Origin of the sequence: Massilia sp. CT11-108 (genome assembly GCF_047302915.1) — a bacterium.
GTDB classification, from domain to species: Bacteria; Pseudomonadota; Gammaproteobacteria; order Burkholderiales; family Burkholderiaceae_D; genus Telluria; species Telluria orientalis.
Genome location: NZ_JBKYMO010000287.1, coordinates 1 through 7,333 on the forward strand (window position 1 = coordinate 1; position 7,333 = coordinate 7,333).

Genomic DNA, 7,333 nt, shown 5'->3' on the forward strand with positions numbered 1-7,333 from the left:
CGGCCGGCTTCGCGCCGAGCGCCGCCAGCGCCTGCACGGGTGCGGGGCTGCGGTTCCAGACGTGGACGGGCTGGCCGGACTTCAGCAGGTTGGCCGCCATGTGGTGGCCCATGCTGCCCAGGCCGATGAATGCGATGCTCATGCGTGTTCCTTATTCGAGTGTCTGCCCGCTATGGGCAAAACCGATATTAAACCAGCGTGAGGCTGACGATGTCGCAACACGCGCGTTCAACAGAACAATCTCCACGCCTGTTTATGTTATCGTTAACCTTTATAACTTTATATACAGATCCACCATAACTCGGCCATATAGATGTTGTTGCTCAATCAATATCTCGCAGTCTTGCGAGACCACGGGCAAGGCGACGGGGACGCCCGGTACGCCCTTGAACGTGACAGTCCCGGCGCACGATGTCGCGAGGCTGAGGTGTCGCCGGTTAATGATGTTCACTCATGAAGGGGTACCGATGAAAATCAGTTCTAGAGAAGAGTTTATGGGCATCCGACACATCCTCGCGACACTGTTCCTGGCCAGCACCGCCGCGCTGCCGGGTCATGGCGCGGCGCAGGTCACCGGTTTCACGCATCCGGGCACGCCGCTCACCGTGTCCGATCTCGCGACGCTCAAGTCCTATGTCGACCAGGGCAGGCAGCCATGGAAGTCCGGCTATGACCAATTGAAGGCCGACGGCAAATCGCAGTCCACCTACGTCATGGCGGGTCCATTCGCGACCGTGAGCCGCAGCCCCGACGTGAATCTCTGGCCATGGCGTAACGACATGATCGCCGTCTGGAATCTGTCGCGGATGTGGTATTTCACCGGCAACGACGCCTACGCAAAGAAAGCGCACGATATCCTGATCGCGTGGGCGACCAACCAGACGGCGTTCTCGGGCGGCGAGTCGATGCTCGACCTGGGCGACTACGCTTACAGGTTCGTGGGCGGCGCGGACATCCTGCGCGGCACCTGGTCGGGTTGGACGGCCAGCGATACGGCCACGGTCAAGGCATATTTCGCCAATGTCCTGATTCCGGCGTCGAACCCTTACGGCGAAAACATGTTCGGCGCCGCCAACAAGGGCGCGCTGGCCCTGAACGCGCTCGGACTGATGGCCATCTTCAACGACGACACCGCGTTGCTGAACCAGGTCGTCGCCCAGACGCGCACCCTCGCCCACATCGGCCTGCGCAGTTCCAACGACATCGGCATGCTCGGCGATTCCCTGCGCGACCAGGGGCACGCCCATGGCCAGCTGTTGTCGCTGTCCATGCTCGCCGAAGCGCTGTGGAAACAGGGCATCGACGTCTATGCCGATCTCGACGAGCGCCTGCTGGCGGCAGGCGAATATTTCGCACGGGTGAACGAGCTCGCGCCGACGCCGTTCCTCCCGTTCGGCACCACCGACGCCTACTACATCGCCGACAACACGAACCGCGGATGGGGCGGCGGGAACATCGCGCTCAATGTGATCCATGGCGCCTACGCGGTCCGCAAGGGCAGGCCTGCCCCCTACATCGCGCAGCGGCGCCTGTGGATGCCGGTGGACAGCACCAGCTTCATGTTCATGAAGGAGGTCGACACCTCGACGGCCGCGCCCGCGCCGGCGCTCGCCATTCCCGCGACGACCTCGATCACTTCGGGCTTGAATGATATCGATATCGGAAACAGCACCCCGGCCGGCACGTCCTCGTACGCCAACGGCAAATGGACCGTGGTGGGCGCAGGCGCCGACAGCTGGGGCACGGCCGATGGCGGCCACTTCGCCTACAAGGCCCTCATCGGCGACGGCGCGATCATCGCGAAAGTCGAGACGATCCAGAACACCAGCCCGTACGCCAAGGCGGGCGTGATGATGCGCACCGGCCTGGCCCAGGGAGCGCCGCGCGCCACGATGCTCGTGACGAACCAGGTCAAGGTCGAACAGAACATGCCGAACCTTGCTGTCTACGGCGGCACGAACTATGGCAACAAGGCCCTGCCCATCGCGAACACCGTGCCCTCTTACTGGGTGAAGCTCGAGCGCATCGGCAACATGATCACTGGCTACGTGTCGCCCGACGGCACCAACTGGGCCGCCACCGACGTCGGCCGCATCGACGGCACGCTGCCCGCCACGATCTATGCCGGCCTGGCGGTCGTCTCGCATGCCAACGGCACGCTGAACACCTCCACTTTCAGCAACGTCCAGGTCACGGGCGGCAACGGTGGCGCGCCGAGCGTCATCCCGGCCGCGCCCGCCACGCTGCTGGCCGAACCGGGCGACGGGGCCGTTCCGCTGCGCTGGCAGCAGTCCTTCGGTGCCACGAGTTACACGGTCAAGCGCGCCACGTTCAGCGGCGGCCCCTACACGACCATCGCATCGGGCGTCACGGACGGCAGCTACACGGATAATTCGGTGAGCAACGGCATGACCTACTACTACACGGTCACGGCGACCAACACCGCCGGCACGAGCGCGAATTCTCCCGAGGACAACGCCACGCCCGTGCATCCGTTGACGAACGTGGCCACCGGCGGCAGTGCCACCGACGGCGCCAACAACGCGGCCAACGCCGGACTGGCCTTCGACCGGAACTCGGCGACGAAATGGCTCTACGGGGCCCCGACCGGGTGGCTGAAGTACGACCTGGGCCACACGGAGACCGTCCTGCGCTATACGGTCATCAGCGCCAGCGACATGGCCCCGCGCGATCCGAAGGACTGGCAGTTCCAGGGCTCCAACGACGGCGTCGGCTGGACGACGCTCGACGCGCAAAGCAACCAGGTGTTCGCCAACCGTCTCCAGCCGAAAAGCTACCCGGTCGCGGGGGGAGGCGCGTATCGCTGGTATCGGCTCAACATCACGGCCAATAATGGCGATACCGCCTCGACGGCGCTGTCGGAGCTCGGGCTGTTTGCCGCGAAGCCGTGAGACGCGGCAGGCGTCCTGCGTAAAGAGGACCGGGACGCGCAGTCCCGGTCTTTTCATCGCGTAGCGCCGACCTTTGCTATGCTCCCCTGCATCGAACATCGTCCCGGAAAGTCAGAGCATGGGCATCGCCATCACCGCCTGCGCGTTCCTGCTGATCGCCACGACCGTGATCCACTACGAGGTGCTGCGTTTGATGACGGCCGCGTTGCCCGCATTGCGCATCCCGCCGCGCATGCGGCTCGTATTCGTGATCGTCGGCGCGTTCGGCGCGCACTTCATCGAAATCCTGCTGTACGGCCTCGCCTACTATCTGCTGGCGACCCGCTTCGGCGTCGGCCACATGGGCGACCCCGGCCCGCTGCCGTTCACGCGCTGCCTGTACTTTTCGGCGGAGACCTACACGACGCTGGGCTACGGCGACGTGCTGCCGCACGGCGACCTGCGCCTGCTGGCGGGCATGCAGGCGCTGAACGGGATGCTGCTGATCGGGTGGACGGCGTCGTACACCTATTTGTCGATGGAGCGGTTGTGGGATGACACCCGATAACGCGCCAGGATCGATGGCGACGCCGGTGCTGCCGGGGTGATGCGTCCCTAGCGGCGGCTATGCATCCACGACCGGGCCGCGAGCGCCATCGGCTGTTCCGCGCGCATTGCCGCCAGCAGTTCATTCCGCGGCACGCCCTTCTCCAGCCTGGCGAGCCAGGTCGTTGCCCACGCGGCGTTCCCGGGGTCCCCCGCGTTCCGCGCCAGCGCATTGAGTACCTGATAGGCACCGGCGGGATCGCCCTGCCATGCGTGGGCCAGCGCGGCAGCGCGCGCGAACGCGGCGACATCGTGGCCGTGGCGCCAGGCATCGATTGCCCTGCCGATGTCCTTGACGCTCGGCTCCGCCTCCATCAGTCCGACACGAAACAGCGCATACGACACGTCGGGCGCTTCCGGCGCCAGCAAGGCGGCCTGCGCCAGGCTGGCGCGAGCCGCTTCCAGCCGGTCGTGCCTGTCGGGGCCCGCGCCTTCCGCCAGCTTCGTCTGTGCCAGGCCCAGCAGATAATGCGGTTCGGGATTGTAGGGATCGTTCTCGACGGCGCGCGCCAGGTAGCCGATGGCATCACCCGGATTGCCCCAATCGACCTGGGCGCGGCTCAGCGTGATCTGGGCAAAATCGACGGCTGGTGCCTGCGCTGCCGTCTGCTGCAAACGCGCCAGCAGTTTCCTGCCGTCGGCGGGCGCGGGGCAGGCCATCAGCGCGGCGTTGTCGAGCACGAATTCGCCCTCCATGCGGCTCAGGCGGGTGAATTCGATATGGGCCTGGGGCAGGTCTGGTACCTCGACCTGCAGGATTTTCATGGACGCCTGGCGGTAACGCCACATCGCCGCGTCGAGCTCTTGTCCCGACAGGCCGTAGACGTCGGCAAACGCGTCGGCGGAATCGCTGCCTTCGTTGACCCGTTCAAGATACTTCGCCATCTTGTTGCGGTTGTCCTCGGACGAAAGCATGTAGTGTACGAGGTTGAACGAGCGCGCGAGGAATTCCCATTGCCGGTAATACCCGTTCGTGCCGACCGCATACGCATACGTTTCGGACGGTAAACGGTCGTGCAGGACATCGTCGAATCGCAGGCGCCTGATCCGCCCCTCGTCGATCTCCTGCAGCAGGTTATAGGACGTCCCGCCATCGCGGCCGACCAGCATCTGGTTGTCGGTAAAGCGCATGCCGCCGAAGTACGCGTCGAAGCCGGCAAAGAACCACCCCGGCGCGCGGATGCGCGTATGGCGGCGCAGGAAATTATCGGCGTACACCCAGAAATTCGTCATCAGCGTGTAATCGTCTTCCGGTCGGAGCAGCGACGCATTGTCCAGCTTCCAGCTCTTGGCCTTGCTGAACGTGAACGCTTGCGTCCCGTAGACACAGCTGCTGGTCAGGGCCATGGCGGAACCGTCGACTACGCCGAACTCCGGCGGCATGTCCGGCCGGCCCTGGAAGTACAGCCTGAACTTGGGCAGCGTCTCCCGACCGTCCAGGAACGGCTTCAGGTACAGCCGCAGCACGTAGTCGAGCCGCTCCAGATTGTTGACCAGTTCGATGACGTCATCCGGGTCGTCGTTCGAATACACGATCAGGTGCTGGCTCTCGATCCGGAACCATGCCGACGGATCGCGCACACCTTTGACGACGACCGTGGACGGATCGTGCCTGCCCTTGACGACAACCTTCGCGGGCTCGCTCCCGGATGCATGCGCAGGCATGAGCGCGATTGCCGCGAGCAGGGAAACGACGTGTTTGCAGTTGGCCATGCGCGTCTTTCTTTTTTGGGCGGGGACGGACAGCGACAACCAACATAACAGATGGCCAGCCGGTAGAAATGCGCACATTCCCACGACAAGACACACGACTGTAAGATGAACTGCACGCCAGTCGACGTTAATGTTAAATTAATGCTACATTCATCCATATACATACGCAAACATATTGCTGCACGGCAATATTGCTGCCATAATTTAATAGTTTGACGCTCGAACAAAACACCTCGCCTCGCGGCGAGGCTGCGGGCAAGGCGACGGGGACGCCCGGTATGCCCTTGAACGTGACATTGTCGGGGCGCGCCATCGGCGCGCCGTTTGGATGTTCATTAATGAAGGCTACCGATGAAAAAAAACTCCAGGATGTTTGCTCGAACCAGTCTTGCCGCTGCGCTGCTCATGTCGAGCACCGCCATGCTCCCGGTTGACGGCGTGGCGCAGGTCACCGGTTTCACGCACCCGGGCACGCCCCTCACCGCCTCCGATCTCATGACGCTCAAGTCGTACGTCGATCAAGGCAGGCAGCCGTGGAAGTCCGCGTACGACCAGCTGGCGAACGACGGCAGGGCCAGGCTCACCTACGTCATGGGGGGGCCGTATGCGACCGTGAGCCGCGCCCCCGATGTGAATCTCTGGCCGTGGCGCAGCGACATGATGGCGATCTGGAATCTGTCGCGGATGTGGTATTTCACCGGCAACAAGGATTATGCGAAGAAGGCGCACGACATCCTGATGCAGTGGGCCACCGTCCAGACCGAGTTCGCGGGTCGCGAGTCGATGCTCGACCTGGGCGACTACGCCTACATGTTCGTGGGCGGCGCGGATATCCTGCGCGGCACATGGCCGGACTGGACGGAGGCCGACACGGCCACGGTCAAGGCCTACTTCACCAATGTCCTGATTCCGGCATCGAACCCGTATGGCGAGAACATGTTCGGCGCCGCCAACAAGGGCGCGCTGGCCCTGAACGCGCTCGGACTGATGGCCATCTTCAACGACGACACCGAGCTCCTGGACCGGGTCGTCGCCCAGACCCGCACGCTCGCCCACATCGGCCTGCGCAGTTCCAACGACATCGGCATGCTCGGCGACTCCCTGCGTGACCAGGGGCATGCCCATGGACAGCTGAAATCGCTGGTCATGCTCGCCGAGGCGCTGTGGAAGCAAGGCATCGACGTCTATTCCGATTTCGACAACCGCCTGCTGGCGGCCGGCGAATATTTCGCGCGGGTGAACGAGCTCGAGCCCACGCCCTTCCTCCCGTTCGGCACCACCGACGCCTACTACACCGCCGACAACACGAACCGCGGGTGGAACGGCTGGGGAGGCGGGAACATCGTGCTCAACCAGATTTACAACGCCTACGTCAACCGCAAGGGCATGCAGGCACCGTTCATCGCGCAGCGGCGCCAGTGGATGCCGGTGGACAGCGGCAGCTTCGTGTTCCTGAAGGACGTCGACACGTCGACGGCGACGCCCCCGCCGGCGTTGTCCATTCCCGCCACCAGCTCGATCACCTCGGGCTTTGCCGACGCGGACATCGGGGGTGCCGCCCCGGCCGGCTCGGCCACCTACGCCGACGGCAAATGGACCGTGAAAGGGGGAGGCGCCGAAATCTGGGGCGGGAACGACAGCTGCCACTTCGCGTACCAGGCGCTCACCGGCGACGGCGCCATCATCGCGAAAGTGGAGTCGCTCCAGAACACCAGCCCGTCCGCGAAAGCAGGCGTCATGATGCGCACGAGCCTTGCGAAGGGTGCGCCGCGCGCCTGGATGGCCATTACCAACCGGATCCAGGCCGAACAGAACATGCAGAATCTCGCTGTTTACGGCGGCAATAACTACGGAAACAAGGTGCTCCCCATTGCGAGCTCCACCGCCTCTTACTGGGTAAAGCTCGAGCGCATCGGCAACATGATCACGGGTTACTTGTCTCCCGACGGGACCAACTGGGCCGCCACCGACATCGGCCGCATCGACGGCCCGCTGCCGGACACGATCTATGCCGGCCTGGTGGTCGCCTCGGTCGCCAACGGCACGCTGAATACCTCCACCTTCAGCAACGTGCAAATCACGGGCGGCGACGGCGGCGCGCCCGCCGCCATCCCCGCCGCGCC

5 protein-coding genes are annotated in these 7,333 nt (G+C 64.2%); 3 read left to right on the plus strand and 2 right to left on the minus strand.

Features of this window, described 5'->3' with window-relative positions; all coding sequences use genetic code 11:
* Positions 1–142, minus strand: a 142-nt coding sequence (locus ACEN88_RS20465; RefSeq protein WP_413342504.1) for an NAD(P)-binding domain-containing protein, incomplete at its 3' end; no start/stop codon positions are given.
* Between the two features lie 352 nt (positions 143–494).
* Between ACEN88_RS20465 and ACEN88_RS20470 the strand changes: the two genes are divergently transcribed.
* Together ACEN88_RS20470 and ACEN88_RS20475 are read left to right on the plus strand one after the other, a co-directional pair.
* Positions 495–2,912, plus strand: a complete 2,418-nt coding sequence (locus tag ACEN88_RS20470) for an alginate lyase family protein (protein ID WP_413342496.1) — start codon at positions 495–497, stop codon at positions 2,910–2,912.
* Positions 2,913–3,030: 118 nt separating this feature from the next.
* The gene (locus tag ACEN88_RS20475; protein ID WP_413342498.1) at positions 3,031–3,459 is read left to right on the plus strand and encodes an ion channel; all 429 of its coding nucleotides are present in this window, start codon (positions 3,031–3,033) and stop codon (positions 3,457–3,459) included.
* Between the two features lie 47 nt (positions 3,460–3,506).
* Here ACEN88_RS20475 and ACEN88_RS20480 read toward each other — a convergent pair whose 3' ends face one another.
* Positions 3,507–5,210 (minus strand): hypothetical protein, encoded by a 1,704-nt coding sequence (locus ACEN88_RS20480; protein WP_413342500.1) that lies wholly within the window; start codon positions 5,208–5,210, stop codon positions 3,507–3,509.
* A 420-nt stretch (positions 5,211–5,630) separates the two neighbouring features.
* Here ACEN88_RS20480 and ACEN88_RS20485 point away from each other — a divergent pair.
* On the plus strand, positions 5,631–7,333 hold a 1,703-nt coding region (locus ACEN88_RS20485; RefSeq protein WP_413342502.1), incomplete at its 3' end, for an alginate lyase family protein.

Excerpts from the sequence above, each read along its gene's own strand:
- ACEN88_RS20470 (WP_413342496.1), top strand. The coding sequence starts at position 495 with ATGGGCATCCGACACATCCTCGCGACACTGTTCCTGGCCAGCACCGCC.
- ACEN88_RS20475 (WP_413342498.1), top strand. The coding sequence starts at position 3,031 with ATGGGCATCGCCATCACCGCCTGCGCGTTCCTGCTGATCGCCACGACC.
- ACEN88_RS20480 (WP_413342500.1), bottom strand. The coding sequence starts at position 5,210 with ATGGCCAACTGCAAACACGTCGTTTCCCTGCTCGCGGCAATCGCGCTC.